Origin of the sequence: Streptomyces sp. NPDC057280 (assembly GCF_042668605.1) — a bacterium.
Classification (GTDB): Bacteria; Actinomycetota; Actinomycetes; order Streptomycetales; family Streptomycetaceae; genus Streptomyces.
In genome coordinates this window covers 1,669,610-1,694,854 of the sequence record NZ_JBHUYR010000001.1, presented here as the reverse complement: position 1 = coordinate 1,694,854, position 25,245 = coordinate 1,669,610, and the positions used below count along the sequence as shown (strand labels likewise).

The 25,245-nt window shown below is 71.8% G+C and carries 29 protein-coding genes; 19 read left to right on the top strand and 10 right to left on the bottom strand.

All coding sequences use genetic code 11. The features are described from left to right. Window positions 1–112 precede the first annotated feature (112 nt). From ACFUO4_RS07740 to ACFUO4_RS07680, 13 genes are all read left to right on the top strand, one after another. Window positions 113–1,765, top strand: coding sequence for an FAD-dependent oxidoreductase (locus ACFUO4_RS07740; protein WP_383482359.1), 1,653 nt, complete (start codon window positions 113–115; stop codon window positions 1,763–1,765). Continuing rightward, on the top strand, window positions 1,762–3,609 hold the full coding sequence (locus ACFUO4_RS07735; RefSeq protein ID WP_383480897.1) for a transketolase: 1,848 nt from the start codon (window positions 1,762–1,764) through the stop codon (window positions 3,607–3,609). The genes ACFUO4_RS07740 and ACFUO4_RS07735 overlap by 4 nt, the downstream gene beginning before the upstream one ends. Continuing rightward, window positions 3,606–4,535, top strand: coding sequence for a non-homologous end-joining DNA ligase (ligD, locus tag ACFUO4_RS07730; protein ID WP_383480894.1), 930 nt, complete (start codon window positions 3,606–3,608; stop codon window positions 4,533–4,535). Before ACFUO4_RS07735 ends, ligD begins: the two co-directional genes overlap by 4 nt. 88 nt (window positions 4,536–4,623) lie before the next feature. Further along, complete coding sequence (locus ACFUO4_RS07725) at window positions 4,624–4,977, top strand: gas vesicle protein (protein ID WP_383480891.1); 354 nt, start codon at window positions 4,624–4,626, stop codon at window positions 4,975–4,977. 61 nt (window positions 4,978–5,038) lie between these two features. Next, on the top strand, window positions 5,039–5,470 hold the full coding sequence (locus ACFUO4_RS07720; RefSeq protein WP_059195296.1) for a gas vesicle structural protein GvpA: 432 nt from the start codon (window positions 5,039–5,041) through the stop codon (window positions 5,468–5,470). Then, the gene (locus ACFUO4_RS07715) at window positions 5,467–6,237 is read left to right on the top strand and encodes a GvpL/GvpF family gas vesicle protein (protein ID WP_079308522.1); all 771 of its coding nucleotides are present in this window, start codon (window positions 5,467–5,469) and stop codon (window positions 6,235–6,237) included. The genes ACFUO4_RS07720 and ACFUO4_RS07715 overlap by 4 nt, the downstream gene beginning before the upstream one ends. A gap of 9 nt (window positions 6,238–6,246) precedes the next feature. Then, a complete protein-coding gene (locus tag ACFUO4_RS07710) occupies window positions 6,247–6,507 on the top strand; it encodes a gas vesicle protein GvpG (RefSeq protein ID WP_079308523.1) in 261 nt (86 codons plus the stop codon). After that, entirely contained in the window at window positions 6,507–7,160 is a 654-nt protein-coding gene (locus ACFUO4_RS07705) for a DNA primase (protein ID WP_383480887.1), read from the top strand. Before ACFUO4_RS07710 ends, ACFUO4_RS07705 begins: the two co-directional genes overlap by 1 nt. Beyond that, complete coding sequence (locus tag ACFUO4_RS07700; protein ID WP_383480884.1) at window positions 7,157–8,314, top strand: SRPBCC family protein; 1,158 nt, start codon at window positions 7,157–7,159, stop codon at window positions 8,312–8,314. The genes ACFUO4_RS07705 and ACFUO4_RS07700 overlap by 4 nt, the downstream gene beginning before the upstream one ends. After that, a complete protein-coding gene (locus tag ACFUO4_RS07695) occupies window positions 8,311–8,640 on the top strand; it encodes a gas vesicle protein (RefSeq protein ID WP_079308526.1) in 330 nt (109 codons plus the stop codon). The genes ACFUO4_RS07700 and ACFUO4_RS07695 overlap by 4 nt, the downstream gene beginning before the upstream one ends. Continuing rightward, window positions 8,640–9,395, top strand: coding sequence for a GvpL/GvpF family gas vesicle protein (locus ACFUO4_RS07690; protein WP_383480881.1), 756 nt, complete (start codon window positions 8,640–8,642; stop codon window positions 9,393–9,395). The genes ACFUO4_RS07695 and ACFUO4_RS07690 overlap by 1 nt, the downstream gene beginning before the upstream one ends. Next, the gene (locus ACFUO4_RS07685; protein ID WP_030936857.1) at window positions 9,392–9,580 is read left to right on the top strand and encodes a gas vesicle protein; all 189 of its coding nucleotides are present in this window, start codon (window positions 9,392–9,394) and stop codon (window positions 9,578–9,580) included. The genes ACFUO4_RS07690 and ACFUO4_RS07685 overlap by 4 nt, the downstream gene beginning before the upstream one ends. Further along, a complete protein-coding gene (locus ACFUO4_RS07680) occupies window positions 9,577–9,861 on the top strand; it encodes a gas vesicle protein K (RefSeq protein WP_059195289.1) in 285 nt (94 codons plus the stop codon). Before ACFUO4_RS07685 ends, ACFUO4_RS07680 begins: the two co-directional genes overlap by 4 nt. A gap of 1 nt (window position 9,862) precedes the next feature. Here the strand turns inward: ACFUO4_RS07680 and ACFUO4_RS07675 are convergent, their stop codons facing one another. The 3 genes from ACFUO4_RS07675 to ACFUO4_RS07665 form a co-directional block, all read right to left on the bottom strand. Then, window positions 9,863–10,033, bottom strand: a complete 171-nt coding sequence (locus ACFUO4_RS07675; protein WP_059195288.1) for a hypothetical protein — start codon at window positions 10,031–10,033, stop codon at window positions 9,863–9,865. Between the two features lie 42 nt (window positions 10,034–10,075). Then, entirely contained in the window at window positions 10,076–10,909 is an 834-nt protein-coding gene (locus tag ACFUO4_RS07670) for a class I SAM-dependent methyltransferase (RefSeq protein ID WP_383480876.1), read from the bottom strand. Window positions 10,910–11,023: 114 nt separating this feature from the next. Then, window positions 11,024–12,517: a bifunctional phosphatase PAP2/diacylglycerol kinase family protein gene (locus ACFUO4_RS07665; RefSeq protein ID WP_383480873.1), complete on the bottom strand. Its 1,494-nt coding sequence runs from the start codon at window positions 12,515–12,517 to the stop codon at window positions 11,024–11,026. Between the two features lie 67 nt (window positions 12,518–12,584). On the opposite strand from ACFUO4_RS07665, the gene ACFUO4_RS07660 reads away from it, so the two are divergent. Beyond that, window positions 12,585–13,250 (top strand): histidine phosphatase family protein, encoded by a 666-nt coding sequence (locus tag ACFUO4_RS07660; protein ID WP_079308528.1) that lies wholly within the window; start codon window positions 12,585–12,587, stop codon window positions 13,248–13,250. An 84-nt stretch (window positions 13,251–13,334) separates the two neighbouring features. Continuing rightward, a complete protein-coding gene (locus tag ACFUO4_RS07655; RefSeq protein WP_079308529.1) occupies window positions 13,335–14,954 on the top strand; it encodes an ABC-F family ATP-binding cassette domain-containing protein in 1,620 nt (539 codons plus the stop codon). A 13-nt stretch (window positions 14,955–14,967) separates the two neighbouring features. Here the strand turns inward: ACFUO4_RS07655 and ACFUO4_RS07650 are convergent, their stop codons facing one another. Then, a complete protein-coding gene (locus ACFUO4_RS07650; protein ID WP_383480868.1) occupies window positions 14,968–16,074 on the bottom strand; it encodes a Vms1/Ankzf1 family peptidyl-tRNA hydrolase in 1,107 nt (368 codons plus the stop codon). Window positions 16,075–16,163: 89 nt separating this feature from the next. Here ACFUO4_RS07650 and ACFUO4_RS07645 point away from each other — a divergent pair, with 89 nt between their 5' ends. After that, complete coding sequence (locus ACFUO4_RS07645; protein ID WP_383480865.1) at window positions 16,164–16,442, top strand: DUF6158 family protein; 279 nt, start codon at window positions 16,164–16,166, stop codon at window positions 16,440–16,442. A 78-nt stretch (window positions 16,443–16,520) separates the two neighbouring features. Here the strand turns inward: ACFUO4_RS07645 and ACFUO4_RS07640 are convergent, their stop codons facing one another. From ACFUO4_RS07640 to ACFUO4_RS07620, 5 genes are all read right to left on the bottom strand, one after another. Next, a complete protein-coding gene (locus tag ACFUO4_RS07640; protein ID WP_383480862.1) occupies window positions 16,521–18,617 on the bottom strand; it encodes a catalase in 2,097 nt (698 codons plus the stop codon). Continuing rightward, window positions 18,617–19,159 (bottom strand): type 1 glutamine amidotransferase domain-containing protein, encoded by a 543-nt coding sequence (locus ACFUO4_RS07635; protein ID WP_383480859.1) that lies wholly within the window; start codon window positions 19,157–19,159, stop codon window positions 18,617–18,619. Before ACFUO4_RS07635 ends, ACFUO4_RS07640 begins: the two co-directional genes overlap by 1 nt. A gap of 80 nt (window positions 19,160–19,239) precedes the next feature. Next, a complete protein-coding gene (locus tag ACFUO4_RS07630) occupies window positions 19,240–19,896 on the bottom strand; it encodes a diguanylate cyclase (protein WP_383480856.1) in 657 nt (218 codons plus the stop codon). After that, window positions 19,893–20,396 carry a CBS domain-containing protein gene (locus ACFUO4_RS07625; protein ID WP_079308534.1) on the bottom strand — a complete coding sequence of 168 codons (504 nt, stop codon included), beginning with the start codon at window positions 20,394–20,396 and terminating at the stop codon, window positions 19,893–19,895. The genes ACFUO4_RS07630 and ACFUO4_RS07625 overlap by 4 nt, the downstream gene beginning before the upstream one ends. Before the next feature lie 82 nt (window positions 20,397–20,478). Then, complete coding sequence (locus tag ACFUO4_RS07620; RefSeq protein ID WP_079308535.1) at window positions 20,479–20,853, bottom strand: DUF2795 domain-containing protein; 375 nt, start codon at window positions 20,851–20,853, stop codon at window positions 20,479–20,481. A 141-nt stretch (window positions 20,854–20,994) separates the two neighbouring features. Here ACFUO4_RS07620 and ACFUO4_RS07615 point away from each other — a divergent pair, with 141 nt between their 5' ends. After that, window positions 20,995–21,135: a hypothetical protein gene (locus tag ACFUO4_RS07615; RefSeq protein WP_383480851.1), complete on the top strand. Its 141-nt coding sequence runs from the start codon at window positions 20,995–20,997 to the stop codon at window positions 21,133–21,135. 120 nt (window positions 21,136–21,255) lie between these two features. Then, window positions 21,256–22,233, top strand: a complete 978-nt coding sequence (locus tag ACFUO4_RS07610) for an ABC transporter substrate-binding protein (RefSeq protein ID WP_383480848.1) — start codon at window positions 21,256–21,258, stop codon at window positions 22,231–22,233. Window positions 22,234–22,295: 62 nt separating this feature from the next. On the opposite strand, the gene ACFUO4_RS07605 is transcribed toward ACFUO4_RS07610, so the two are convergent. After that, a complete protein-coding gene (locus tag ACFUO4_RS07605; protein WP_383480845.1) occupies window positions 22,296–24,092 on the bottom strand; it encodes a thiamine pyrophosphate-requiring protein in 1,797 nt (598 codons plus the stop codon). Window positions 24,093–24,334: 242 nt separating this feature from the next. Here ACFUO4_RS07605 and ACFUO4_RS07600 point away from each other — a divergent pair, with 242 nt between their 5' ends. After that, window positions 24,335–25,129 carry an RNA polymerase sigma factor SigF gene (locus ACFUO4_RS07600; protein ID WP_383480842.1) on the top strand — a complete coding sequence of 265 codons (795 nt, stop codon included), beginning with the start codon at window positions 24,335–24,337 and terminating at the stop codon, window positions 25,127–25,129. The last annotated feature ends 116 nt before the right edge of the window (window positions 25,130–25,245 follow it).

Genomic DNA, 25,245 nt, shown 5'->3' with positions numbered 1-25,245 from the left:
CGGCACGGGCCCCCGTCACCGGCGGACGTTTGGCCGCCCTGGCCAGGGGGACGCGGAAGGCTCCCGAGGTACGCGACAGCCCCGGAGGCGCACCGTGAGTCGACCCCGCATCGTGATCGTCGGCGCCGGATTCGCCGGGTACCGGACCGCCCGCACCCTGTCCAGGCTCACCCGGCACCAGGCCGAGATCACGCTGCTCAACCCGACCGACTACTTCCTGTACCTGCCCCTGCTGCCCCAGGTGGCCGCCGGGATCCTGGAGCCACGCCGGGTCACCGTCTCCCTGTCGGGCACCCTGCCCGGGGTGCGGCTGGTGCTCGGCGAGGCCGAGGGCATCGACCTCGACGGGCGGACCGTGCACTACACCGACCCCGAGGGCGAGACCGGCACCCTGCCCTACGACCGGCTGGTGATCTCCGTCGGCAGCGTCAACAAGCTGCTGCCGGTACCGGGCGTCGCCGAGCACGCGCACGGCTTCCGCGGGCTGCCCGAGGCGCTGTACCTGCGTGACCACGTCACCCGGCAGATGGAGCTCGCCGCCGCGGCCGACGATCCCGAGAGCCGCGCCGCCCGCCGCACCTTCGTGGTGGTCGGCGCCGGGTACACCGGTACCGAGGTGGCCGCGCACGGGCAGCTGTACACCGACGCCCAGGCGCGCAGGCAGCCGCTGCGCGACGGTGTACGGCCGCGCTGGATGCTCCTTGACGTCGCGCCGCGCGTCCTGCCCGAGATGGACGAACGGCTCTCCCGCACCGCCGACCGGGTGCTGCGGGAGCGGGGCGTCGACGTGCGCATGGGCACCTCCGTGAAGGAGGCCACGCACGACGGAGTACTGCTGACCGACGGGGAGTTCGTCACCACCCGCACGCTGGTGTGGTGCGTCGGCGTACGGCCCGATCCGCTCGTCGAGAGCGTCGGCCAACCCCTGGAGCGGGGACGGCTGATCGTCGACCCGTATCTCCAAGTGCCCGGCAGCCCCGAGGTGTTCGCGTGTGGCGACGCGGCGGCCGTGCCCGACCTGGACAAGCCCGGCTCCTTCACGCCGATGACCGCGCAGCACGCCTGGCGGCACGGCCATGTCGCGGCCCGCAACGTCGCCGCCTCGCTCGGCGTCGGTGAGCGGCGCCCGTACCGGCACCGGGACCTGGGCTTCGTCGTCGACCTGGGCGGCACGAAGGCCGCGGCGAACCCGCTGGGCGTGCCGCTGCCCGGGCCGCTGGCGGGGCCGGTCGCCCGCGGCTACCACCTGGCCGCGATGCCCGGCAACCGCGTCCGGGTGACCGCCGACTGGCTGCTGGACGCCGTACTCCCGCGCCAGGCCGTCCAGTTGGGCCTCGTACGGTCCTGGTCGGTGCCGCTGGACACGGCGTCGCCGGAACTGGCCCGGGTGCCCGGGGCGCCGCAACGGCGGGAGAAGGAGAGCAGCGCGGTGGGCTCGGGGCCCTCGGGGCCGGGCGCGGCTGTCGAGGAGGACACGACAGACGCCCCTGCACCCGCGGCCGAACCAGCCGCCGGGCCAGCCGATCCTGCGAAGAGCCAGCCGAGCGCCGAGCCCGCGAAGAATCAGCCGGGCGCCGAGCCCGCGAAGAATCAGCCGGGCGGCGAACCCGCAAAGAGTCAGCCGGGCGGCGAACCTGCGAAGAATCAGCCGGGCGCCGAGCCTGCCAAGAATCAGCCCGGCGGCGAGCCCGCCGACCCCCCGGGCCCGGTCAAGCACCCCGGTACCCCGGACACCCCGGACACCCCCACGGAAGGAGACTCATGAAGTCCGCCGAACTCGCCGACCTGGGTCAGCAGTTGCGCGTCGACAGTGTGCGCGCGGCCGCTGCCGCGGGATCGGGGCACCCGACGTCGTCGATGTCCGCCGCCGACCTGATGGCCGTACTCCTCGCCCGCCACTTCCGCTACGACTTCGACCGCCCGACCCACCCCGGCAACGACCGCTTCATCCTCTCCAAGGGACACGCCTCCCCGCTGATGTACGCCGCCTACAAGGCCGCCGGCGCCATCGACGACGAGGAGCTGCTCACCTTCCGCAAGCTGGGCAGCCGGCTCGAAGGGCACCCCACGCCCCGGCGGCTGCCGTGGGTCGAGACCGCCACGGGCTCGCTCGGGCAGGGGCTGCCGGTCGGGGTCGGCATCGCGCTGGCCGGCAAGCGGCTGGAACGCACCGGGTACCGGGTGTGGGTGCTGTGCGGCGACAGCGAGCTCGCCGAGGGCTCGGTGTGGGAGGCCGCCGAACACGCGGGCCACGAGCATCTCGACAACCTCACCGTGATCGTCGACGTCAACCGGCTCGGTCAGCGCGGCCCCACCCGGCACGGCCACGACCTGGACGCCTACGCCCGCCGCTTCCAGGCCTTCGGCTGGCACACCGTCGAGGTGGACGGCCACGACGTGGACGCCGTCGACCGGGCGTACGGCGAGGCCCTGTCCACCACCGGACAGCCGACCGCGATCCTCGCCCGCACCCTCAAGGGCAAGGGCGTCGAGGGCGTCCAGGACCGCGAGGGACTGCACGGCAAGCCGCTGCCCGACGCCGACGAGGCGATCGCCGAACTCGGCGGCCCCCGTGACCTGCGCATCGAGGTGCGCGAGCCGCCCGCCGCCCGCATGCTGCACGCCGTGCGCGCCGGACACCTCGACCTGCCCACCTGGGACCTGGGCGAGGAGATCGCCACGCGTGACGCCTACGGACACGCCCTCACCGCGCTCGGCACCGCGCGCGGCGACGTCGTCGCCCTCGACGGCGAGGTCGGCGACTCCACCCGCGCCGAGCTCTTCGCCAAGGAGCACCCGGACCGCTACTTCGAGTGCTACATCGCCGAGCAGCAGCTGGTCGCCGCCGCGGTGGGGCTCGCCGCGCGCGGCTTCGTGCCGTACGCGGCCACCTTCGCCGCCTTCCTGACCCGGGCGTACGACTTCGCCCGCATGGCGTCCATCAGCGGTGCCGGCATCAATCTCGTCGGCTCGCACGCGGGGGTCGCCATCGGGGAGGACGGGCCCTCGCAGATGGGGCTGGAGGACCTGGCGATGATGCGGGCCGTGCACGGCTCGACCGTGCTGTACCCGTGCGACGCGAACCAGACCGCGCGGCTCGTCGCCGCCATGGCCGGTCTCGACGGCGTCCGCTATCTGCGCACCTCGCGGGGCAAGAGCCCGGTGATCTACGGCCCGGACGAGGAGTTCCCGGTCGGCGGCAGCAAGGTGCTGCGCTCCTCCGACGGCGACCGGCTGACCGTCGTCGCCGCGGGCGTCACCGTGCACGAGGCGCTGGCCGCCGCCGACGCCCTCGCGCGGGACGGCATCGCCGTCCGGGTCGTCGACCTGTACTCCGTCAAGCCCGTCGACCGGCTCACCCTGCGCCGGGCCGCCGAGGAGACCGGCTGTCTGCTGACCGTCGAGGACCACCACGAGGAGGGCGGCCTCGGCGACGCCGTGCTCGACGCGTTCACCGACGGGCGGCCCGTACCGCGCCTGGTGCGCCTGGGAGTGCGTACGATGCCCGGTTCCGCGTCTCCCGAGGAGCAGCTGCACGCCGCGGGCATCGACGCCGAAGGCATCGCGGCGGCCGCGAAGCTGCTGGTGGAAGAGGCGATCGTGCGATGACCGACGACGTCCGGAAGGTGCGGGCCGGACGCCGCACGGTCGAGGTGCACCGGCCCGGCAAGGTGCTCTTCCCGGGCAACGGGGAGACGAAGGAGTACACCAAAGGCGATCTCGTCGAGTACTACCGGGCCGTCGCCCCCTTCATGCTGCCGCACCTGCGCGGCCGCCCGCTGATGCTGGAACGCCATCCGGACGGGATCGACGGCCCCCGGTTCATGCAGAAGAACACCCCGGAGAACTACCCGGACTGGATCAGCCGCGTCGAGGTGGCCAAGGAGGGCGGAACGGTCTGCCACACCGTGTGCGACGACTCCGCCACCCTCGTGTACCTCGCCGACCAGGCCAGCCTCACCCTGCACCGCTGGCTGTCCCGGGTCGGACGGCTCGAGCGCCCCGACCGGATGGTCTTCGACCTCGACCCGTCCGGCGAGGGCGAGGACTTCGCGCCGGTGCGCACGGCGGCCACGCTGCTGGCGGAACTGCTCGACGAGCTGAAACTGCCGTCGGCGCTGATGACGACCGGTTCCCGCGGGCTGCACGTGGTGGTGCCGGTCAACGGCCACGACGACTTCGACGAGGTGCGCGACTTCGCCAAGGACGTCGCCGATCTCCTCGTGGCCGGGCACCCCGACCGGTTCACCACCGCCGCCCGCAAGAAGGACCGCGGCGACCGCCTCTACCTGGACGTCCAGCGCAACGGCTACGCCCAGACCGCGGTCGTGCCCTACACCGTCCGGGCCAGGCCCGGCGCCCCCGTGGCCACCCCGCTGTCCTGGTCCCAGCTGGACGACTCCGGCCTCGACGCCCGCCGCTGGACCATCGCCGACGCCGTCGACCAGGCCCGCACCAACCCGTGGGCCGGGGTGATGAGCAAGGGCCGGGCCCTCGGACCGGCCCGGCGCCGGCTGAACGCGATGCGGGGCTGACGGGCGCCCGCGCGGGCTTTGGCCCCACCTCCACGCCCGGTAAAGGTTTGACCGGCTGACATGCGGCCACCCGGAGCAAGAGGTGGCCATGACGAACACAAAAAACACATCAGACACGCAGGATTCACAGAAATCCCCCAAGCGGGCGGAAAGCGACACGGCGGAAGACCGGCCGAGCCCCATGCAGGTGCTGCGTGACGCGCGCACCCAGCTCGCGGAGCTGACCGGCATGGCCGCCGAGTCGGTGTCGTCCTTCGAGCAGACGGAGGACGGCTGGTCGCTGGAGGTCGAGGTCCTCGAGCTCGCCCGCGTGCCCGACACCATGAGCCTGATGGCGAGCTACCAGGTCGACCTTGACCCCGACGGGCAGCTCACCGGCTACCGGCGCGTACGCCGCTACGAACGCGGACGTGCCGACGCACACCGGTCCGGCGGCCGGTAGACCGCCGCATCGACGTCCCACCCGACACAGAAACCACGGCAGAGAAGGAGGCGCGGTCGGCATGACCGTTGTCCCGGCACAGCAGACCGGCGGCGGAGGCGGCAGCAGTGGCCTCTACGACGTTCTGGAACTAGTCCTCGACAGGGGTCTCGTCATCGACGCGTTCGTGCGGGTCTCCCTGGTCGGTATCGAAATCCTCAAGATCGACGTCCGGGTCGTGGTGGCGAGCGTGGACACGTATCTGCGCTTCGCCGAGGCGTGCAACCGCCTCGACCTGGAAGCAGGGCCGCGCAAGGACCCGGGCCTGCCCGACCTCGTCGGCGAGATCACCGAGTCCGGCGCCCGCGGCAAGTCCAAGGGTGCGCTGTCCGGCGCCGCGCAGACCATCTCGGACGCCTTCAAGCAGGCGCGCGAGGAGGGCGAGCCCGAACAGCAGCAGCGGCCCCGCGCCCGTAAGTCGACGGCGGCCCGCAGGAAGGAGGAGCAGGAGTGAGCACGTACGTGTACGGCATCATCGACGGCTCCCGTGCCTCGCTGCCCGAGGACACGGTGGGCGTCGGCGACCCGCAGCTGCCCGTGCGCGTCCTCGAGGAGAGCGGTCTGGCGGCCGTCGTCAGTGACGCGCCCGAGGGGCTGCGGCCCAAGCGCAAGGACCTGCTCGCCCACCAGAACGTGCTCGCCGCGGCCGGCGCGGACGGCTGTGTGCTGCCCATGCGGTTCGGCAGCGTGGCGCCCGACGACGAGACCGTCACCTCGGTGCTCGCCGAGCGCGCCGAGCACTACAAGGAACGCCTCCGGGCCCTGGACGGCAAGGTCGAGTACAACGTCAAGGCCACCCACGACGAGGAGGCGGTGCTTCATCGGGTGATGGCCGAGAACCCCGAGCTGCGGGCCCTGACCGAGGCCAACCGGAAGGCGGGCGGCGGCAGTTACGAGGAGAAGCTGCGGCTCGGCGAGATGGTGGTCGCCGCGGTCAAGGCGCGCGAGGTCGAGGACGCGGCCGACGTGCAGCAGGCCCTGGAGACGACCGCCGCGGCGGTGAGCAACGGCCCGGAGTCCAGCGGCTGGCTCGCCAACGTGTCGTTCCTGGTGGCCCGCGACGAGGCCGAGACCTTCCTCGCCTCGGTCGAGCAGGTCCGCAAGAGCCATCCCCACCTCGAACTGCGGGTCAACGGCCCGCTGCCGCCGTACAGCTTCGTCGAGCCCGGCTCCGCCGAGCCCGCGGGCACCACGGCCGGCGCCGAGAGCTCCGGAGAGTGAGGTGAGGGCGTGGGACTCATCGGCGAGGTGCTGCTGCTGCCGTTCGCGCCCGTACGCGGAAGCGCCTGGGTCATCAGACAGGTGCTGAGCGAGGCAGAGCGCATCTACTACGACCCGGCCACGGTCCGGGCCGAACTCGCCCGCCTGGAAGAGCGGTTGGAGGCGGGCGAGATCGACGAGGAGGAGTTCGACCGGCAGGAGGACGAGCTCCTCGACCGGCTGGAGACCGGCTCGCGCTCGAGCGCGGCAACCAACGACTGGACGAGTTGATGAACCGAGTGGGACTGGGCCTCGCGGTAGGGGCCGGATACGTCCTCGGGCGTACCAAGAAGATGAAACTGGCCTTCGCCGTCGGCACCCTGGTCGCCGGCAAACGGATGCAGCTGAGCCCGCGGGCGCTCGCGGACCTGGTCTCCGGACAGCTGCGGGACAACCCGCAGTTCAAGGAGATCGGCGACCAGCTCCGCGAGGACCTGCGCGGGGTCGGGAAGGCGGCCTCCGGCGCCATGGTCGAGCGGCAGCTCGACGCCCTCGCCGACCGTCTGCACGGCCGTACCGCCCAGGTGCGCGACCAGCTCGCGGGCGCCCTGCCGGACGGCTCGGCCGCCGGGTCCGGGAAGGACGAGGCCGACGACGAGGAGAACGACAGGGAGACCGACGAGTACGACGAGGACGAGGCGTACGAGGAGAGCGGCGACGAGCCCGAGGCCGAGCGGGACGAGCCCGAGCCGCCCCGGAAGAAGGCGGCGGCCAAGAAGGCGCCCGCGAAGAAGACGGCCGCCAAGAAGGCACCCGCCAAGAAGAGCGCGGCGAAGGCCCCCGCCAAGAAGGCGACGGCCGGCGCGAAGAAGACCGCGGCCAAGAAGACGGCCTCGGCCCGCGGCGCCCGCTCTCGTGTGTCGAAGGGAGGCGGTGACCGATGACCGACACCGTCGGATCCGCGGCCTCGGCCGCGGGCGGCGCCGCGAAGGCGAGCCCGCTCAGCGGGGTCGCCCACAGCGAGGCCGCCGACCGGCTCAAGGCCGAGGCGCAGGAGTTCCTCGCCGCTCAGGCCCAGCGTCTGCTGATCGGCGCGGGCCGCAAGCTGGGCCAGACCACGTTGAAACTGAACGACATCGCCGAGGGCAACAGCCCCGGCTTCACCAAGCTCGCCCTCGACGGCGGCCGCAAGATCGCCGAGGGCAAGGGGCCGCTGCGCTCCGCCCTGGAGGTGGGCGCCTCCCGCGCCAAGGAGAACGTCATGGGCGCATTGCAGAACCTGGGGGGCGGCAAGGGCAAGCGCAAGGGCGGGGCGGGCAAGAAGCCGACCGTGATCATGGAGTACGTCGATGTCGGCGTCCCCCTGCGCACGGCATACGACCAGTGGACGCAGTTCCAGGACTTCAGCACCTTCGCCAAGGGCGTGAAGAGCGCGAACCGCGCCGACGACACGACCTCCGACTGGCAGCTGAAGGTCTTCTGGTCCAACCGCAGCTGGAAGGCGCACACCACCGAGCAGATCCCCGACGACCGCATCGCCTGGACGTCGGAGGGTGCCAAGGGCACCACGAAGGGTGTCGTCTCCTTCCACCGGCTCGGCGACAGCCTGACGCGGGTGCTGCTGGTGATCGAGTACTACCCGAAGGGCCTGTTCGAGAAGACCGGCAACATCTGGCGCGCCCAGGGCCGCCGGGCCCGTCTCGACCTCAAGAACTACGTCCGCTACGTCACCCTCAAGGGCGAGGCGGAGGACGGCTGGCGCGGCGAGATCCGCGACGGCGAGGTCGTCCGCAGCCACGAGGACGCGGTGGCCGAGGAGGAGGACGAGCAGCGGGACGCAGAGCAGGACGAGCAGGACGAGCAGGACGTGCAGGGCGACGAGGAGGCGTACGAGGGCGAGGAAGAGGAAGCTGAGGAGGAGGGCCCCTACGCCGAGGAGGAGGACGAGAAGGCGGAGTACGAGGACGAGGAAGAGCCCGAGGAAGAGCCCGAGGAAGAGCCTGAGGAGTCCGAGGAGCCCGAGGGCGAGTACGAGGACGAGGGCGAAGGGGCCGACGAGGAGGAGTACGAGTACGCCGAGGGCGGGAGCCGTCGATGACGACCCCCGGCCGGCTGCCCGACCCCTACGGTCGCGACGGCGGCGGCGCGAACCTCGCGGACATCCTGGAGAGGGTGCTCGACAAGGGTGTGGTGATCGCCGGTGACATCCGGATCAACCTGCTCGACATCGAACTCCTCACCATCAAGCTGCGGCTCATCGTCGCGTCCGTCGACAAGGCGAAGGAGATGGGCATCGACTGGTGGGAGGACGACCCCGCGTTGTCCTCCGGCGCCCGTCGCAAGGAGCTCGCCCGGGAGAACGCCGAGCTGCGCGAGCGGATCGCGCAGCTCGAGCCCGGGCGGGGTCAGGAGAAGGAGGCCTGATGACCGGGCTGCGCTATGTGTACGCCGTCTGCCGCCCCTTCGGCACGCCGTTGCAGGCCGAGTTGACCGGCGTGGCCGGTGATCCGCCCAGACTGCTCAGCCACCACGGCCTCGTCGCCGTCGTCAGCCATGTGCCGGAGCGGGACTTCGCGGAGGAGCCGCTCCGGTCCCGTCTGGAGGACCTGGACTGGCTGACGGCGACGGCCCGTGCCCACCAGGGCGTGATCGACGCCCTCACCGTCGTCACCACCCCGCTGCCGCTGCGCCTCGCGACCGTCTTCCGCGACGACAGCGGCGTCCGCACGATGCTCCAGGCCAGGGAGGCCGACTTCCGGCGCACCCTCGACCGGCTCGAAGGGCGGGTGGAGTGGGGGGTGAAGCTCTACGCCGACGAGCGGCCCGCGGACGCCGGCGCACCGGCCGCGAAGCCCGCGACGGGCCGGGACTATCTGCGGCAGCGGCGCTCCAGTGTGCGCGCCCACGAGGACCTGTGGCAGCGCGCCGAGGAATTCGCGACCCGGCTGCACGAAACGCTTTCCGCCGTCGCCGAGGATGCACGGCTGCATCCGCCGCAGAACGCCGCGCTCTCCGGCACGGCGGGCCGCAACGTGCTGAATGCGGCCTATCTGGTGCCGCGGTCCCGTTCCGAGGAATTCGTGGAACTCGTCGACCGGACGAAGGACGAGACAACCGATTTCCGAGTGGAACTCACCGGCCCGTGGGCCGCCTATTCCTTTGCGGGGGAGAAGCCTTGACCGTCGTCGAACGCCGAGAGATCGCCCTGGTGGACCTGCTCGACCGGCTGCTGGCCGGCGGGGTCGTCATCACGGGCGACATCACCCTGCGCATCGCGGACGTCGACCTCGTCCGCATCGACCTCAATGCCCTGATCAGCTCCGTGAACGAGCAAGTTCCCTCACCCTGGGGAGAGTTGACGTGACCCGTGCCCGCAACCGGCTCGACCTCGAACCGGACACCGTCGAACGCGACCTCGTCAAACTCGTGCTGACCGTCGTGGAGTTGCTGCGCCAGCTCATGGAACGCCAGGCGCTGCGCCGCTTCGACGACGGAGGGCTGACCGAGGAGCAGGAGGAGCGCATCGGGCTGACCCTGATGCTGCTCGACGAGCGCATGACCGAGCTGCGCGAGCGCTACGGACTGCGGCCCGAGGACCTCAATCTGGACCTCGGGCCGCTGGGACCGTTGCTGCCGCGGGACTAACTCACCACCTGTACCAGCGGCCCCGGCCTCCGGCTGCGGTTGTGCCCCGCATCAGGAATCCCAGCAGCCAGAGAACCAGTACCGCCAGTGCAATCCACCAGAGAATCTTCACTGCGAATCCGGCACCGAACAGAATCAATGCCAGAAGCAGTACCAGAAGAATGGCAACCATAATGTGAACCTCCTGCATTCCGGGTTTCCCGAAAACGGAGATTCAGGCACTCTTTCTGCACAGAATTTCGCCGTGCAGCACGCTGAACCACGCGTCCTCCCGCGTGCCCCACTCCCGCCAGGCGCCCGCGATCGCCGCCAGCTGCCCGGCCGTGGCGTGCCCGCCCTCGGTGGCCCGCTCCGCGTACGCCGACGCCACCGTGCGGTCGGCCCACAGACCGCTCCACCACGCCCGCTCCTCGGCGGTCGCGAAGGTCCAGGTGCCGGAGGTCGCGGTGATGTCGCTCAGGCCCGCCCGCAGCGCCCATGACTTCAGCCGGCGCCCGGCGTCCGGCTCGCCCCCGTTGGCGCGGGCCACCCGCCGGTACAGGTCCAGCCAGTCGTCCATCCCCGGCGACGCCGGGTACCAGGTCATGGCCGCGTAGTCGGAGTCGCGGACGGCGATGAAGCCGCCCGGCCTGGTGACCCGCTTCATCTCGCGCAGCGCCTGCACCGGGTCCCCGACATGCTGGAGCACCTGGTGGGCGTGGACCACGCAGAACGTGTCGTCCGGCCAGTCCAGGGCGTGCACGTCGGCGACCGTGAAGTCCACGTTGGTCAGACCGCGTGCGGCGGCCGTGGCGCGGGCCTGGTCCAGGACGCCGGCGGCGTGGTCGGCGCCGGTGACATGGCCGTCGGGGACCAGCTCCGCCAGGTCGGCGGTGATGGTCCCCGGGCCGCAGCCGATGTCCAGGATCCTCATGTGGGGCTTCAGCGAACCGAGCAGGTATGCCGCGGAGTTGGCGGCGGTGCGCCAGGTGTGCGAGCGGAGCACCGACTCGTGGTGTCCGTGCGTGTAGACGGCGGTCTCCTGTGGCTTGGACCTGGCTTTCGACATGGCTGAACTCCCCTGTTCGACGCGGTGCCGGTACCGGCTGATCGGTACGCCTTCACCGTACGCGCGCATGTCGAATGATGAGACCCGCGTTTTGCTATGTGGACTGACGGAGAGTCAGCTATCGGGCAGGGGGCGGTACACCGTGAGTGCCTCGGGGAGCTTTTCCAGCGTCACCTCGTCGGTGACTTCGGTGACTTCACCGTCGTAGGCGAGGAGCGTGCCCGGCGCCACACCCGTCAGGCGCAGCCGGCCGACCTGGACGGCCGCGTGGGCGGGGGAGCGGGTCAGCGGGCCGGCGAGGGCCGCGGCGAGCAGCCGCGTCGCGGGGCGCCGGCCGCCGTGCACGACCCGCACGTCCAGCTGCCCGTCCGCGAGGTCGAGGCGGCGGCCCGGCGCCAGGCCCACCCGGTGGTAGGTGCCGTTGCCGACGAACAGCAGCCACAGCGGGCGGGTCCGGCCGCCGAACTCGGCCTCCAGCGGATGCCGGTCGGCGCGCAGCACGCGCAGGGCCGCGAGCACCCCGGCCGGCCAGCCGCCGATCCGCTTCGACCAGTGGTCCCGCACCCGCACCAGCTCCGGATAGACCCCAAGACTGCACGTGTTGACGAAGATGCCCTGGGTCCCGGCGCTGCGGAAGCGGCCCACGTCCACCCGCACGGCCTCGCCGCCGCGGACCGCCCGGCCCAGGTCGTTGACGCCCTCCACGCCCAGGTCGTAGGCGAAGTGGTTGAGCGTGCCGCCGGGCAGCACCGCGAGCGGCAGTCCGTGCCGCAGGGCGACCTCGGCGGCCGCGTTCACACTGCCGTCGCCGCCGCACACGCCGAGCACGCGTGCGTGCGTGGCCGCCTTCTCCAACTCCGCCCGCATGTCGGAGGGCCGGCATTCGACGAGCTCGGCCTGTGGCAGCGCCGCCTGCAGCGCGCGCACCCGCTCGGCGGTCCCGGCCGCGCTGTTCGCCACCATCACCAGCCCCTCGCCCTCGGGCAGCGCGGGCACCTCCGCCCGCGGCCGGGCCGGCGTACCGAGCTGCGCCCGGGTCGGCACCAGACCCCGTACGGCGAACGCGGCGCCCGCCCCCAGCAGGGCGCCCGCCAGCACATCGCTCGGGAAGTGCACCCCGGTGTAGACGCGGGACAGCGCCACCGACCAGGCGACCGGCCCCACCGCCGCGCCCCAGGACGGCGACTCCAGGGCGACGCCCGTCGCGAAGGCGGCCGCCGACGCGGCGTGCCCGGACGGGAACGACGTGGTGATGGGCTGCCGCTTCAGCCGCCGTACCAGCGGCACCGGGTCGAGGACGGGCCGGGGGCGGCGCACGGACCGCTTGCCCAGGGTGTTGATCGTCAGTGAGGCCAGGCTGAGCGAGGCCAGGCCGCGGGCGGCGGCCCGGCGGGCGCGCGGGGTGCGGCTGGCCGCCATCACGGCGCCGGCCGCGAACCACAGCACACCGTGGTTCGCGCTGCGGCTCAGCCGCGGCAGGACGGGTTCGGCCAGCGGCCAGTTCCGCTCGGCGGCGAACTCGAAGAGCCGGCAGTCGAGGGCCAGCAGCGCGTCGCGCACGGCGTGCCGGCCGGGCTTCGGGGCGGTGAGGTCCACGTCAGGGGTCATGCGCTGCGGGTACCCTGAGGTGGCCGTTTCTTGTCCCGGAGCGGTCACGACAACGGAGGCTCACCGCATGCGCCTGCTCCTCGTCCGGCACGGCCAGACCCCGTCCAATGTCGACTTCCTCCTCGACACCGCGATACCCGGCGCGGCTCTGACCCCGCTCGGCGAGCGGCAGGCGGCCGCGCTGCCCGAGACCCTCGCGGACGAGGACATCGAGGCCCTCTACGCCTCCACACTGGTCCGCACCCAGCTCACCGCCGCTCCGCTGGCCGCCGCCCGCGGCCTGGACGTCCTGGTCCGCGACGGCATCCGGGAGATCTCCGCCGGGGACCTGGAGATGCTGGACGGGTTCTCCGAGGCGGGCCGGACGTACATGGAGACCGTGTTCGCCTGGTCGGCCGGGGACGTCGAACGCCGCATGCCCGGCGGCGAGAACGGTGTGGAGGCCCTCGCCCGCTACGACTCCGTGATCGCCGAGGCCGCCGGCAGCGGCGCCGGGACCGTCGCCATGGTCAGCCACGGCGCGGCGATCCGGATGTGGGTCGCGGCCCGCGCCGACAACGTCGACATGGACTTCGCCGCCGCCCGCCCCCTGGACAACACCGGCGTGGTGATCCTGGAGGGTTCGCCCTCCGACGGCTGGAAGGCCCTGACCTGGGAGGGCGCCCCCGTCGGGGCCACCGGCCCGGGCAGCGAGGCCGGACCGGCGGGCAGGCCCCTCGAGGAGATCGAGTAACCGCCCCCGAGGCCGGGCCACGGTCCCCGGCGGGTCGGATATCGGTTTGCCCGGCGTGCGCCCGGGCCCGCACAATGCGGCCTCATGGGACATCTGGAAGCGGCGCACCTCGAGTACTACCTCCCTGACGGGAGGGCGTTGCTCGGCGACGTGTCCTTCCGCGTGGGCGAAGGGGCCGCCGTGGCCCTCGTCGGGCCCAACGGCGCCGGCAAGACCACCCTGCTCCGCCTGATCTCCGGCGAGCTGAAGCCGCACGGCGGCACCGTCACCGTCAGCGGCGGCCTCGGCGTCATGCGCCAGTTCGTCGGTTCGGTACGCGACGAGACGTCCGTGCGCGACCTGCTCGTGTCCGTCGCGTCGCCCCGCATCCGGGAGGCCGCGCAGGCCGTCGACCGGGCCGAGCACCTGATCATGACCGTCGACGACGAGGCGGCCCAGCTGAAGTACGCGCAGGCCCTCGCCGACTGGGCGGAGGTGCGCGGGTACGAGGCGGAGACGCTGTGGGACATGTGCACCATGGCCGCGCTCGGGGTGCCGTACGAGAAGGCGCAGTTCCGTGAGGTGCGCACACTCTCCGGCGGCGAGCAGAAACGGCTCGTGCTGGAGGCGCTCTTCCGCGGCACCGACCAGGTGCTCCTGCTCGACGAGCCGGACAACTACCTCGACGTGCCCGGCAAGCGATGGCTGGAGGAGCGGCTGAAGGAGACCCGCAAGACGGTCCTCTTCGTCTCCCACGACCGCGAACTCCTCGCCCGCGCAGCGGAGAAGATCGTCTCGGTGGAGCCCTCGCCCGCGGGCGCCGACGCCTGGGTGCACGGCGGCGGGTTCGCCACGTACCACGAGGCGCGGCGGGAACGCTTCGCGCGCTTCGAGGAGTTGCGGCGCCGCTGGGACGAGAAGCACGCCCAGCTGAAGAAGCTCGTGCTGAGCCTCCGCCAGGCGGCCTCCATCAGCCATGAGCTGGCCTCCCGCTACCAGGCGGCCCAGACCCGGCTGCGCAAGTTCGAGGAGGCCGGGCCGCCGCCCGAACCGCCGCGCGAGCAGGACATCAAGATGCGCCTCAAGGGCGGCCGTACCGGCGTACGGGCCGTCACCTGCGCGGGACTCGAGCTCACCGGCCTGATGAAGCCGTTCGACCTGGAGGTCTTCTACGGCGAACGGGTCGCCGTCCTCGGCTCCAACGGCTCCGGCAAGTCGCACTTCCTGCGCCTGCTGGCCGGGGAGGAGGTCGCGCACACCGGGCAGTGGAAGCTGGGCGCGCGGGTCGTGCCCGGGCACTTCGCCCAGACGCACGCGCACCCCGAGCTCCTGGGCCGCAAGCTGCTCGACATCCTGTGGACCGAGCACTCCCAGGACCGGGGCGCGGCGATGTCCCGGCTGCGCCGCTACGAGCTGACGAACCAGGCCGAGCAGAGCTTCGACCGCCTCTCCGGCGGCCAGCAGGCCCGCTTCCAGATCCTCCTGCTGGAGCTGCAGGGCGTCACCGCGCTGCTGCTGGACGAGCCCACCGACAACCTGGACCTGGAGTCCGCCGAGGCCCTCCAGGAGGGCCTGGAGGCCTTCGACGGCACGGTGCTCGCGGTCACCCACGACCGCTGGTTCGCCCGCTCCTTCGACCGCTATCTGGTCTTCGGCAGCGACGGCCGCGTCCGCGAGACGCCGGAGCCGGTGTGGGACGAGCGGCGGGTGGAGCGGGCGCGGTAGTCCACCGGGGCGGTCACTTCCAGCGCAGCAGGGCGCCCAGGCCGCCCGGGAGCACCTCGTCGCCCGGCTCGGTGAGCGCGAGCGCGGTGGCGTCCGTCATGGCCGCCGCCCGCATCAGGGCGTCGTCCGCGCGGGCCGCCCACGAGTTCTGCTCGCCGAGGATCTTCAGCTCCGTGCGGCGCACGGCCAGCTGGTCGGGGTCCTCGCCGACCCACACGTCCCGGTGCAGGTCGGGGCCCTCCGGGCGGATCAGGAGTTCCGCGATCCGGTGCTCACGGGCCGCCTCCACCAGCGCGGGAAGGCTCTCGACGGCACCGGCGCGGCCCTCCTCGTCCGGGGTGCGGGCCCCGAGGAAGCGCTCCAGCTCCGCCTCCGCCCGCCGCCGCACATGAGCGGTGCGGATCTGCTCGACCTCGTCGTCCAGGAGCCGGCTGCCGGTGCCGTGTTCGGTCTGCGCCACCAGGTCCTTGATCCGCTGCGGCAGCCGATCGTGCACCTCACGCCGCTCGCGCGGCTCACCGACGAGCACCAGCAGGTCGGCGCCGGTCTCCTCCTGGCAGACGGTGAGCGCGTCGGCGATCTCCGCGGCGTTGTGCTCCCAGGTGTTCTCCACCTTCAGCTGGAAGTGCCGCTCGGACCAGTCCACGCTGCTCGTGCGGTGCACCGGCCACTGCCGGCCCACCACCGCGCCGGCCGGCCGCCGCTCCAGCGCACTGCGCAGCTCGAAGTCGGCGCCCTTGCGGTTGACGTAGGCGACGACGCACACGGGGTTCTCCCCGGCGGGCTCCAGCAGGGGTGTCGTACGGGGCAGCGGCGCCCAGTGGGCCGTGCTGCCGCCCGGCGGGGCCTGCGCCAGCACGGGATCGAGGACCACCTCGCCCGCCCGGGCGAAGAGGGCCCTGCCGTACCGGTCGGGGGAGTGGCGCAGATCCTCGATCGCGCCCTCCACGGCCCGGCAGGTGGCGTCGTCCGCGCCCTGTCCGGCCAGCTCGCGGGACATCGCGGCGGCCGTCAGACGCAGCGCGTGCGCGGTGTCCTCCGCGTGCCGGGAGGTGTCCACGTACACGGAGGCCCAGGGGCCCGGATGTTCGTAGAGTGGGTGCAGATAGGCGAGATCCATGGTTCTCTCCCGGATTCCGCTCGGAGGCAGTGCTCAGTAGTGCTCAGTAGTGCTTCGGTAGTGCTTCAACGGGCGGGTACCCGAACCCCATGAACGAACACGAAGAGTGGGACACCGCCATGACCGGAGTCGACCCCCGCCGCCTGGACGATCAGCAGCTCATGAAAGAGCTGGAGAACATCCACCGCACGCGCCACGACACCCTGCTTCACGCGTCGAGCGACGCGCTGCGCGCCCACAACGGCCGGATGGCCGAGCTGGAGGGCGAGTACCTGCGGCGCAACCCGCAACGCCCGGTCGCCGCGGGCCGCACGCGGGCGGGGGCCCGGGAACGGGGCCGCGGATCCGCCGAGACACCCCACGTCTGACCTGTCCGCGGGTGAGGCCCGGGCCGAGGCCGGCGCGGGCCCGGGACACCGCCGGCGACCCGGGCCGTCGGGTGGGGCCTAGTGGTGGGCCGGGGGGCGGTCCCAGTGGCGGTGGGACGCCACCGCGGCGGTGAAGGCCCGCAGGAACTCCTCGCCGGCCGGGCCGGGGGAGGTGTCCGTGACCACGCCCTGGTCGGCGACCACCTGGTGGAACTCCGCGGACAGCTGCACCCCCTCCGGCTCCAGGGCCGTCACCACCCCGACCCCCGAGCCGAGCGCGCCCACCGGCTTGCCGTGCCGGTAGGCGTCCCGTACGAAGCGCATCACGTCCTGGTCGGAGACGGTCGGCGGGGTACCCACCGGACCGCCGGGCAGCACGACGGCGTCGTACAGCACGGAGGCGACGGTCGGCAGCGCGCGGTCCACCGTGAACGGCTCGCCGTCGGCGCCCGTGACCGTGCCGTCCCGCGGAGCCAGCGCCTCGACGATCGCGCCCTCCGCGGTCAGCGCCTCCTTCACCGACGTCACCTGCTCGCCGTCGACGCCGTCGGCCACCAGCACCGCGATCTTCCGGGTGCGGATCGAGCCGTCGCCGCGCAGTGACTCCAGGCTCAGCGCGGGGGAGAGCACCTTGTTCGGGGCCGCCTCGGCGGGGGCCGGTTCCGGAACGCCGATGCCCTGGGCCACTGCGGCCGCCAACTCGCCGTTCACATGCGCGAGTTGCTCGACGGTACGGGTCCGCACACTCATCGCGTCGACCTTGCCGAGCTCGAAGCGGAAGGCGTCCACGATGTGCTGCCGCTCCCAGGGCGCCATGCTGTGCCAGAACATCGCCGGCTGGCTGTAGTGGTCCTGGAAACTCGGGCTGCGACGGCGGATCTTGGCGCCGTCCACGCGCTCCGCGTAGTGCGTGTAGGCGTGGCCGTCGGCGCCCGCGTGGGCCGGGCAGCCGCCGCCGAGGGAGTTCGGGAAGTAGTTCGTACCGCTGTGGATCCTGCTCTGCCCGTACCCGTCCCGCTGGTTCGTCCGCACCGGTGCCACCGGCCGGTTCACCGGCAGCTGGGCGAAGTTGGGGCCGCCGAGCCGGATCAACTGGGTGTCCAGGTAGGAGAAGTTGCGGGCCTGGAGCAGCGGGTCGTTGGTGAAGTCGATGCCGGGCACGACGTTGGCCGTGTGGAAGGCGACCTGCTCGGTCTCGGCGAAGAAGTTCTCCGGGTTGCGGTCCAGCACCATCCGGCCGATCGGCCGCACCGGCACCTGCTCCTCCGGGATGAGCTTCGTGGCGTCCAGCAGGTCGAAGTCGAAGGCGAACTCGTCCTCCTCCGGCACGAGTTGGACACCGAGCTCCCACTCCGGGTACTCGCCGGCCTCGATCGCGTCCCACAGGTCGCCCCGGTTGAAGTCCGGGTTGCGGCCCTGGCACTCCTGCGCCTCGTCCCACACCAGCGAGTGCACGCCGAGCTTCGGCTTCCAGTGGAACTTCACGAACGTGCCGCGCCCCTCCGCGTTCACGAACCGGAAGGTGTGCACGCCGAAGCCCTGCATCATGCGGTAGCTGCGCGGGATCGCCCGGTCCGACATCAGCCACATGATCGCGTGCAGCGTCTCCGGCTGGAGCGACACGAAGTCCCACAGGGTGTCGTGGGCCGAGGCGCCGGTCGGGATGTCGTTGTGCGGCTCCGGCTTCACCGCGTGCACGAAGTCGGGGAACTTGATGCCGTCCTGGATGAAGAAGACCGGGAAGTTGTTGCCGACCAGGTCGTAATTGCCTTCGGACGTATAGAACTTGGTGGCGAAGCCGCGCACGTCCCGCACGGTGTCCGCGGAGCCCTTCGGGCCCTGCACGGTCGAGAACCGCACGAAGACGGGGGTGCGCACGGCCGGGTCCTGGAGGAAGGCCGCGCGGGTGAACTCCGCGCAGGACTCGTACGGTTCGAAGTATCCGTAGGCGCCCGCGCCCCGCGCGTGCACCACCCGCTCCGGGATCCGCTCGTGGTCGAAGCGGGTGAGCTTCTCCCGGAAGTGGAAGTCCTCCATCAGGGTCGGGCCGCGCTCCCCGGCCGCGAGGGAGTCGTCGGTGTGGTCGACCTCCACGCCCTGGTCGGTGGTGAGCGGGCCGGCCGTGGGGTCGTCCGCCCGGAAGCCGTCGCGCTGCTGCTGCTTGCGGTCCGTCATCAGGCGGCCTCCTTCGCGAAGACGTCCAGGAACGTCTCGCAGAACGCCTTCAGGTCGTCCGGCTTGCGGCTGGTGACCAGCTTGTTCGGGCCGTGATCGCAGACCTTGACCTGTTCGTCGACCCAGCTGCCGCCCGCGTTGCGGATGTCGGTTTGCAGACTCGGCCACGAGGTCAGCACCCGGCCCCGGACCACGTCCGCCTCCACCAGCGTCCACGGGGCGTGGCAGATCGCCGCGACGGGGCGGCCCTGGTCGAAGAAGTCCCGTACGAAACCGACCGCCTTCTCGTCGGTCCGCAGGAAGTCCGGGTTGGCGACCCCGCCGGGCAGCACCAGGCCGCCGAAGGAGTCCGCGGACGTCTCGCCCACGACCTCCTGCACGGGGAAGGTGTCCGCCTTGTCGAGGTGCTCGAACGCCTGGATCTCCCCGGACTTGGTCGACACCAGCACGGGTTCGTGCCCGGCATCCACGGCGGCCTGCCACGGGTCGGTGAGCTCGATCTGCTCGACGCCTTCGGGTGCGGTCAGGAATGCGATGCGCATGATGTCTCCACGTCCTTTCGTGACACGCCGTCTCAGCGATGCCTCAACGGCTGTTCGCGGCACGTCCTGTGAGCGGTGCCTCAACGTCCCTTTGCGGCACGCCAGTGAGCCTCGTCGCTCTTCGCGCGCTTCTTGCTCCGCTTCGCCGCACGCCGGCAGCGCAGCAGTTCCTCTCCGTACGGCAGCAGCACACAGGCGCCGATCGCGGCCGTGATGCCCGCGATGTAGCCGCGGGACAGCTGCGGGCGGCGCGGCACCAGCCGCCAGGCGTCCGGATCGCCCCGGCCGCCGCGCAGGAGTGACTTCACCTGGTCGGCGTGCAGACACATCAGGGCGGCCAGCGCACCGAACGGCAGCGACTCCAGGAAGCTGTGGATGTGCTGCTCGATGGGCCTGACCTCGCGCTCGCTGCGCACGGCGGTCCGTACGTCCCACAGCGCGGTGGCCTCGTGCACCGCGGCGCCGCCCAACTGCACGGCGAGCAGTGCCGGGTTGACCTCGTAGCGCAGGGTGGCCGCGATCGGGATGCCGACCTCGGCCATCATCAGCGAGTGGATCAGGGACTCCTTGGTGCCCGCGGTGTCCTCGATACGGGTCCGACGGTGCATGGCCCAGTCGGCGAGACCGGGCACGAACCAGCTGGGCAGCAGTCCGTAGAGCAGATACCGGGTGGTGGCCTCGCGTACGTCCACGGCGCTGCCGTAGGCGCTGACCTGCGCAACCTGGTCGCGGCTCACAGGCCACCCCGACCGGGTGCCGCGGGCCGGGAGCCGGGCGGGTTGCCGCCCATGGGCTCGGCTCCGCCATAGGTGCCCGGCCTGCTGTCCGGGTCGGCTCGGCTGATGTCGGCCAGGATCGAGTCGGGGGCCTCCGCCTCCGCCAGATCACCCAGGCTCACCATGCCGACCGGCAGCCCGTCCTCGACGACCGGCAGCCGGCGCACGGCATGCGCCCGCATCAGCGCCGCCGCGGCCGTCACCGGGTCCTGCGGGGCGACCAGCACCGGCTCGGCGCTGCACACCGAGCCGACGCTCGTCGTCAGCGGATCGGCGCCCTCGGCGACCGCCCGTACCGTGATGTCACGGTCGGTGAGCATCCCGACGACCTCCTGGCCGTCGGCCACCAGGACATCGCCGATGTCCTGCGCCCGCATCAGCTGCGCCGCCTCGACGAGCGAGGCGTCGGGGCGGACCGCGACCACCCCCGGCGTCATGACGTCCCTCACGAATTCAGCCATCACTGGGGACCTTCCTCCGTTTCCGGCGTTTCCGGCCCACGGGGCCACCGCGGCCGTTCCGACCCGTAGGTCTCGTGGCGTGCTACGTCTCCTCCCGCACCAGCGCCTCGGCCAGTTCCTGGACGGTGCCGTAGCGCTGCTCCGACGGGAGCTGCTCCACGGCCTCCACCAGCGTGTCCGGCGCGTAGGCCCGGCGCAGGGTGCCGGCCAGGTGGCGTGGGGGTGCCGGGAAGGCGCTGCGGGTCAGATGGCGGGCCAGCTCCTGGCGGACCGTGCCCACAGAGGCGCCGCCCGGTGTCACCGGGCCGCCGGCCAGCTGGGGATCGTCGTCGGCGGTCGGCTCGGGGTCGTGCCATTCCTCGGTGCGGGTGGGGTGCCCGGATCGGAGCAGCCCTTGGAGCTCGTGTTTCATCTCGTCGTCGCGGTGGCGGCTGAGTCGGTCGCTGCCTCGCTGCATGACTCTCCCTCCAGATGTTCGGGGGTGGCGACCGCGTACCCGAGCACGCGCCGCCGACACGGGGGTTTGTGCTCCGGTTCCGGGGAGACCCGCCGGGCGCCCCCCCAACGCCCCCCACGCGATCCCGGGGAAGGAACCGTCATGGCGATGTTCGCTGTGCTGATCCCGTTCGTCATGCTCGGCGTGGTGCTGGCACTGGGCCGTTACGAGGAGCTGCTGCTGCCCGAGCAGCGGGACGAGGTGAGGGAGCTGGTGCCGCTCACGGAGCCGCAAGAGAGCTGAACTCCGCTCGGTCACCTCGGTCCAGGGGACTGACACGGCCAAGGTGGGCGTGTAGATTGCGGGCGTCAAGAATCTGCGCACCATTGGTGGTTCGACCGTCCGAGTCTCCAGGGGGAGCCCATGCAACGGCGGCGCACACTCGGACTTCTCACCGCGGCGATGCTCGTCGGCGCCGCCGGCTGCGGGTCCTCCGACTCCGGCAGCGGCGCCGCCTCGCCGGCCGGCGGGGGCAAGACCACGCAGGTGACCGTCGGCATCATTCCCATCATCGACGTGGCCCCCCTGTACCTCGGACAGAAGAAGGGCTTCTTCGCCGACCGCGGCATCGAGCTGAAGACCGTGACCGCGCAGGGCGGCGCCGCGATCATCCCCGGCGTGGTGAGCGGGCAGTTCCAGTTCGGGTTCAGCAACACCACGTCGCTGATGATCGCCCAGACGAAGGGCGTCCCGGTCAAGTCCGTGGTCAACGGGGCCGCTTCCAACGGCAAGGTCGGCGCCGACGTCACCGGTGTCCTCGTCAAGAAGGACAGCTCCATCAAGTCGGCGAAGGACCTGGCCGGACACACCGTCGCGGTCAACACCCTTCAGAACATCGGGAGTACGACGGTCAGGGAGTCCGTGCGCAAGGCGGGCGGCGACCCCGACAAGGTGAAGTTCGTCGAGCTCCCCTTCGACCAGATGCCCGCCGCCCTCGACGGCGGACGCGTCGACGCCGCCTGGATGGGCGACCCGGCGAAGTCCATCGCCGAACAGCAGGGCGCCCGTAGCGTGGCGTCCCCGTTCGCCGAGACCGACCCGAAACTGACCGTGGCGACGTACTTCACCTCCACGCAGATCACCCAGCGCAACCCCGAGTTGGTGAAGAAGTTCACCGAGGCGATGGCCGAGTCGCTGAAGTACGCCTCCCAGCACCCGGACGAGGCGCGGCAGATCCTCACCGCCTACACCAAGATCGACGCGGGCCTGCTGGACACGCTCACCCTGCCCGCCTGGCCCGCCGAGGTCGACACGGCCTCCCTGGAGAAGCTGGCCTCCCTCGGCGAACAGGACGGCCTCTTCGGCGACAAGAAGCCGGACATCCAGGCGCTGTTCGGCTAGGGGGCCCGGGTCCGGGCAGGGCCTGCTACTTCTTGTCCCGGCCCGGGTTCGGGCAGGGCCTGCTACTTCTTGTCCCGGCCCGGCAGGAACTCCTGCACCTTCGCCTTGAGCCCCTGCTTGATCATCGACCCGCGGTCCGCGTCACCCTTGAGGATCGACGCGGCCGTCGCCTCCATCTGCTCCCAGGTCGCGTGCGGCGGGATCGGCGGTACGGCCGGGTCGGTGAGGAACTCGATCACCGCGGGCCCGTCCGCCTCGAGGCCCGCACGCCAGCCCGCCTCGACGTCCTCGGGCTTCTCCACCCGGATGCCGGTCAGCCCGAGCGAACGGGCGAACGCGGCGTACTGCACGTCCGGCAGCTCCTGCGAGGGCAGGAAGGACGGGGCGCCCTCCATCGCCCGCATCTCCCAGGTCACCTGGTTGAGATCGTGGTTGTTGAACACCCCGATCACCAGCCGCGGGTCCTCCCACAGGTCCTTGTACTTGGCGGCCGTGATCAGCTCCGCGAGACCGTTCATCTGCATCGCCCCGTCCCCGACCAGCGCGATCGCCGGACGGTCGGGATGCGCGAACTTCGCGCCGATGGCGTACGGCACCCCGCACCCCATCGTCGCCAGCGTGCCGGACAGCGAGGAACGCATGCCGGGCCGCATCGTCAGATGGCGGGCGTACCAGTTGGCCGCCGAACCCGAGTCGGAGGACACGATCGCGTTGCCGGGCAGCAGCGGGTCCAGGGCCGCGGCCACGTACTCCGGGTTGATCGGGTCGGCCGACAGCTGAGCCCGCCGCCCCATCACCTCACGCCAGCGCCGCACGTTGTCGCACACCGTGTCGTACCACTGCCGCCCGCGCCCCTCGCGGTTCAGCAGCGGGATCAGCCGCTCCAGCGTCGCCTTCGCGTCGCCGACGAGATTCACCTCGTACGGATAACGCATCCCGACCATGTGCGGGTCGATGTCGATCTGCACCCCGCGCGCCTTGCCGAACTCCGGCATGAACTGCGTGTAGGGGAAAGACGATCCGATGGTCAGCAGGGTGTCGCAGTCCCGCATCAGCTCGTACGACGGACGCGTGCCGAGCAGCCCGATCGAGCCGGTGACGTACGGGAGTTCGTCGCTCAGCACGTCCTTGCCGAGGAGCGCCTTGGCGACGCCCGCGCCGAGCAGCTCGGCGACCCGCTCCACCTCCGCCCGCGCCGCGGCCGCGCCCTGGCCGACCAACAGGGCGACCTTGTCACCGGAGTTGAGGATCTCGGCGGCCCGGTTCAGGGACTCCTCGGACGGCACGGCCGTCCACGAACTGCGGTCCAGGCTGGACGGGACCATCTTGAACTCGTGCGTGGGCGGCGAGTAGTCGAGCTCCTGGACGTCGCCCGGGAGGATGATCGCCGTGGGGCAGCGGCGGGCGTACGCGGTGCGCAGCGCCCGGTCCAGCACGTTCGGCAGCTGCTCGGGGACCGTCACCGTCTCCACGAACTCCGAGGCGACGTCCTTGAACAGCGTGTGCAGGTCGACCTCCTGCTGGTACGAGCCGCCCATCGCGGTGCGGTGCGTCTGGCCGACGATCGCCAGCACCGGCACATGGTCCAGCTTCGCGTCGTACAGGCCGTTGAGGAGATGGATCGCACCGGGCCCCGACGTCGCCGCGCACACTCCGACGCGACCACTGAACTTCGCGTAACCGACGGCCTCGAACGCCGACATCTCCTCGTGCCGCGACTGCACGAACCGCGGCTGGTTCTCGGCCCGGCCCCACGCGGCGAGCAGGCCGTTGATGCCGTCGCCGGGATAGCCGAACACATGCTCCACACCCCATTCGCGCAACCGCTCGAGGATGTGGTCGGAGACCTTGGTGCTCATGGAGAAAACCTCCCGGACGTCGGAAATGCACAGGCAGCGCCTTCCGAGTCACCCCAGGGGCCCCGGGAAAACCTGCGCCCCGGTTTGCGGGCGAGGGCCGGGGGCAGGCGCACTGTCAGTGCTTCGGACAGGAGGCACGTCCGTGGGAGCGGCCCTCGCGCCGCCACGGCTGTGCCTGTCCGGGGCGGCCTCCCGCGGTGACCGCGCAACCCGGCTCACCACCAAGGGAGTTGCTACGCATCATGGCCATGCGTACGAGCGCGAAGCATCACCCGCATGACGACGCCCCCGACACCGCGGACGCCTTCCGCCGACTGGCCGGACTGCCCGACGGCCCCGAGCGCGAGACCCTGCGCGGCGAGATCATCGAGGCCTGGCTGCCCATGGCCGACCGGCTCGCGGGACGGTTCCGCAGCCGCGGCGAGAGCTTCGACGACCTGCGCCAGGTCGCGGCCCTCGGCCTGGTCAAGGCCGTCGACCGCTACGACCCCGAGCGCGGCAACGCCTTCGAGAGCTACGCCGTGCCCACCATCACCGGCGAGATAAAGCGCCACTTCCGCGACCACATGTGGACGCTGCACGTGCCACGCCGGGTGCAGGAACTGCGGAACCGGGTGCGGTTCGCGAGCCAGGACCTCTCCCAGACCATCCCCGGCCGCCGGCCCACCGTCGCGGAGATCGCCGAGCACGCGCGGATGAGCGAGGAGGACGTGCTGACCGGACTGGAGGCGCTGGAGAGCTTCACCGCGCTGTCGCTGGACGCGGAGCTGCCCGGCAGCGAGGACGGGTACTCGCTGAGCGACGCGCTGGGATCGCCGGACCCCGCGCTGGAGACGGTGGTGGACCGGGAGTCGGTCGCACCGCGGCTCGCCGCGCTGCCCGAGCGGGAACGGGCGATCTTGTACATGCGGTTCTTCGGGGACATGACCCAGAGTCGGATCGCCGAGCAGCTGGGGATCTCGCAGATGCATGTGTCCCGGCTGATCAGCCGGTGTTGTGGGTTGGTTCGGGAGCAGGTGTTGAAGGACGGGACGTAGACCGTAGGGGTGCGGATGTCGTGCCGGGTGCGGGTTTCACCCGGTCGGCGTCTATCTGTCCCGCTAATGGGGCTCTGGCGCGCGCGTCCTGCGCGTGGGCGGGCTGTGATGGACGC

Excerpts from the sequence above, each read along its gene's own strand:
- ACFUO4_RS07675 (WP_059195288.1), bottom strand. The coding sequence starts at position 10,033 with ATGGTTGCCATTCTTCTGGTACTGCTTCTGGCATTGATTCTGTTCGGT.
- ACFUO4_RS07670 (WP_383480876.1), bottom strand. The coding sequence starts at position 10,909 with ATGTCGAAAGCCAGGTCCAAGCCACAGGAGACCGCCGTCTACACGCAC.
- ACFUO4_RS07695 (WP_079308526.1), top strand. The coding sequence starts at position 8,311 with ATGACGACCCCCGGCCGGCTGCCCGACCCCTACGGTCGCGACGGCGGC.
- ACFUO4_RS07645 (WP_383480865.1), top strand. The coding sequence starts at position 16,164 with ATGAACGAACACGAAGAGTGGGACACCGCCATGACCGGAGTCGACCCC.
- ACFUO4_RS07700 (WP_383480884.1), top strand. The coding sequence starts at position 7,157 with ATGACCGACACCGTCGGATCCGCGGCCTCGGCCGCGGGCGGCGCCGCG.
- ligD (WP_383480894.1), top strand. The coding sequence starts at position 3,606 with ATGACCGACGACGTCCGGAAGGTGCGGGCCGGACGCCGCACGGTCGAG.
- ACFUO4_RS07720 (WP_059195296.1), top strand. The coding sequence starts at position 5,039 with ATGACCGTTGTCCCGGCACAGCAGACCGGCGGCGGAGGCGGCAGCAGT.
- ACFUO4_RS07650 (WP_383480868.1), bottom strand. The coding sequence starts at position 16,074 with ATGGATCTCGCCTATCTGCACCCACTCTACGAACATCCGGGCCCCTGG.
- ACFUO4_RS07605 (WP_383480845.1), bottom strand. The coding sequence starts at position 24,092 with ATGAGCACCAAGGTCTCCGACCACATCCTCGAGCGGTTGCGCGAATGG.
- ACFUO4_RS07690 (WP_383480881.1), top strand. The coding sequence starts at position 8,640 with ATGACCGGGCTGCGCTATGTGTACGCCGTCTGCCGCCCCTTCGGCACG.
- ACFUO4_RS07725 (WP_383480891.1), top strand. The coding sequence starts at position 4,624 with ATGACGAACACAAAAAACACATCAGACACGCAGGATTCACAGAAATCC.
- ACFUO4_RS07635 (WP_383480859.1), bottom strand. The coding sequence starts at position 19,159 with ATGCGCATCGCATTCCTGACCGCACCCGAAGGCGTCGAGCAGATCGAG.
- ACFUO4_RS07620 (WP_079308535.1), bottom strand. The coding sequence starts at position 20,853 with ATGCAGCGAGGCAGCGACCGACTCAGCCGCCACCGCGACGACGAGATG.
- ACFUO4_RS07655 (WP_079308529.1), top strand. The coding sequence starts at position 13,335 with ATGGGACATCTGGAAGCGGCGCACCTCGAGTACTACCTCCCTGACGGG.
- ACFUO4_RS07615 (WP_383480851.1), top strand. The coding sequence starts at position 20,995 with ATGGCGATGTTCGCTGTGCTGATCCCGTTCGTCATGCTCGGCGTGGTG.
- ACFUO4_RS07640 (WP_383480862.1), bottom strand. The coding sequence starts at position 18,617 with ATGACGGACCGCAAGCAGCAGCAGCGCGACGGCTTCCGGGCGGACGAC.
- ACFUO4_RS07735 (WP_383480897.1), top strand. The coding sequence starts at position 1,762 with ATGAAGTCCGCCGAACTCGCCGACCTGGGTCAGCAGTTGCGCGTCGAC.
- ACFUO4_RS07610 (WP_383480848.1), top strand. The coding sequence starts at position 21,256 with ATGCAACGGCGGCGCACACTCGGACTTCTCACCGCGGCGATGCTCGTC.
- ACFUO4_RS07600 (WP_383480842.1), top strand. The coding sequence starts at position 24,335 with ATGGCCATGCGTACGAGCGCGAAGCATCACCCGCATGACGACGCCCCC.
- ACFUO4_RS07665 (WP_383480873.1), bottom strand. The coding sequence starts at position 12,517 with ATGACCCCTGACGTGGACCTCACCGCCCCGAAGCCCGGCCGGCACGCC.
- ACFUO4_RS07660 (WP_079308528.1), top strand. The coding sequence starts at position 12,585 with ATGCGCCTGCTCCTCGTCCGGCACGGCCAGACCCCGTCCAATGTCGAC.
- ACFUO4_RS07625 (WP_079308534.1), bottom strand. The coding sequence starts at position 20,396 with ATGGCTGAATTCGTGAGGGACGTCATGACGCCGGGGGTGGTCGCGGTC.
- ACFUO4_RS07705 (WP_383480887.1), top strand. The coding sequence starts at position 6,507 with ATGAACCGAGTGGGACTGGGCCTCGCGGTAGGGGCCGGATACGTCCTC.